Origin of the sequence: Pseudomonas sp. HMWF006 (genome assembly GCF_003061205.1) — a bacterium.
Classification (GTDB): Bacteria; Pseudomonadota; Gammaproteobacteria; order Pseudomonadales; family Pseudomonadaceae; genus Aquipseudomonas; species Aquipseudomonas monsensis.
Window position 1 is genome coordinate 13,572 of the sequence record NZ_QAIU01000626.1, and the last position, 1,358, is coordinate 14,929.

The following is a 1,358-nucleotide window of genomic DNA, read 5'->3' on the forward strand; positions in this document are numbered from 1 at the left end:
ACTCAGCACCCGCAACTGCGCCTCCCCCGTGATCCCTTCCACCCAGCCGTCGGCGAGCAGTGGTTGCAGATTTTCAAGGTACCGGCGCTGCTCGGTCACAACGGCACTGGGCTGAACCCGGAACGCGCCGGCGAGCAAGGCTTCGCGGTTGGCAAGGGTGCGTACCCGCTCGCGGGTTTTTTCCGCCAGCACCTCGGACGCCTGTTGAACCCCGGGCAGTGCCGGGCGGGTGGACCAGCGTTCGCCGGTGTTCAGTTCCAGCAAGCGTTCATGGATCATCGAGCGAATATCCAGCGCCTTGTCGAACAGTGCATGGATATCGACGGTGCCATCGCTGAGGCTGAACACCTGTAAGGCGAATTCGATGTTCTTGCGTTGCTTGGTAATGATCGCCTCGAACAGCACGGCGAAGGTCTCGCCGGCGAGACTTTCTCCGCTGACATACGGGTTGCCGAAGCCAATGAAGCGTTTGCGCTCTTCCAGGCTCAGCAGACCGAACAGTTCGTCTTCATGGCCGGGCGCGAGAAACTTGCTGTGCACGGTGTCCTTCAGATCGTTGTAGTCCTGGAGCACCTGCAAGCCCATGCTCGGGGTGTAAAGAAAGGCGTTGGCATGGCTGATCATCAGCGAGCCCGCCAGTTCGACGTAATTGGGTTCGTACTCCCACAAACGCACGTTTTCCAGGATCGGACGGCCGCCCGGCAGGCTCGCCGGGCTGATCATCTGGTGCAGGGTGGCAAACTGGCTGGCAGTGAGGATTTCGCTTTCGCGTTTGATCATCAGGTCGGCCCGAGCCTGTTCCGTCAGGGCCTTGGCGAAAAAGACGCGGCGCGGCGAACCGTCGGCGGAGGGTCCATCCCAATAGCGTTCCATTTCGCGAAACAGCCACATCACCAGTTTGCCCGCCACTTCCTTGAGGGCGGCTTCCCAGGTGGCCTGGTCACCGCTGGCAGGGTCATGGCCCGGATTGGAGAACTCGTGCAACCGGTTCGCCGGCCAGTCTCGGTGATACAGCCTCAGCACCGCTTCACTCAGACTCATTGAGTCGTGCCAGTGTTTACCGGTCTTGTCCGGGGCGCTGCCGTCGGCCTGCACAGTGCTATAGAAGCTGACGCGTGACAGCGTCTGCTCAATGTTGGGGAAGTGCGGGCTGAGCCGGCCATCGAGAATCTTCTCCAGCAACGAGGCCAGAGACGGCAGTTGTTTCAACTCATCGAGCATGGCTTCGGCGTTCAGTTGCTGGGCCGCCTGAATCGCGGCGCCCTGATGAGCAAAAATATCGCCTTCGATGGTTTCGTAGCTCAGCGTCAGGCGACTGTGTGCGGTCACCTGCCGGCGCTGGGCCAAGGCCAGAAACG

At 61.0% G+C, this 1,358-nt stretch carries 1 pseudogene; it reads right to left on the reverse strand.

From position 1 onward, the window contains the following. A pseudogene (locus DBR24_RS34295) lies at positions 1–1,358 on the reverse strand (hypothetical protein); the annotation flags it as partial.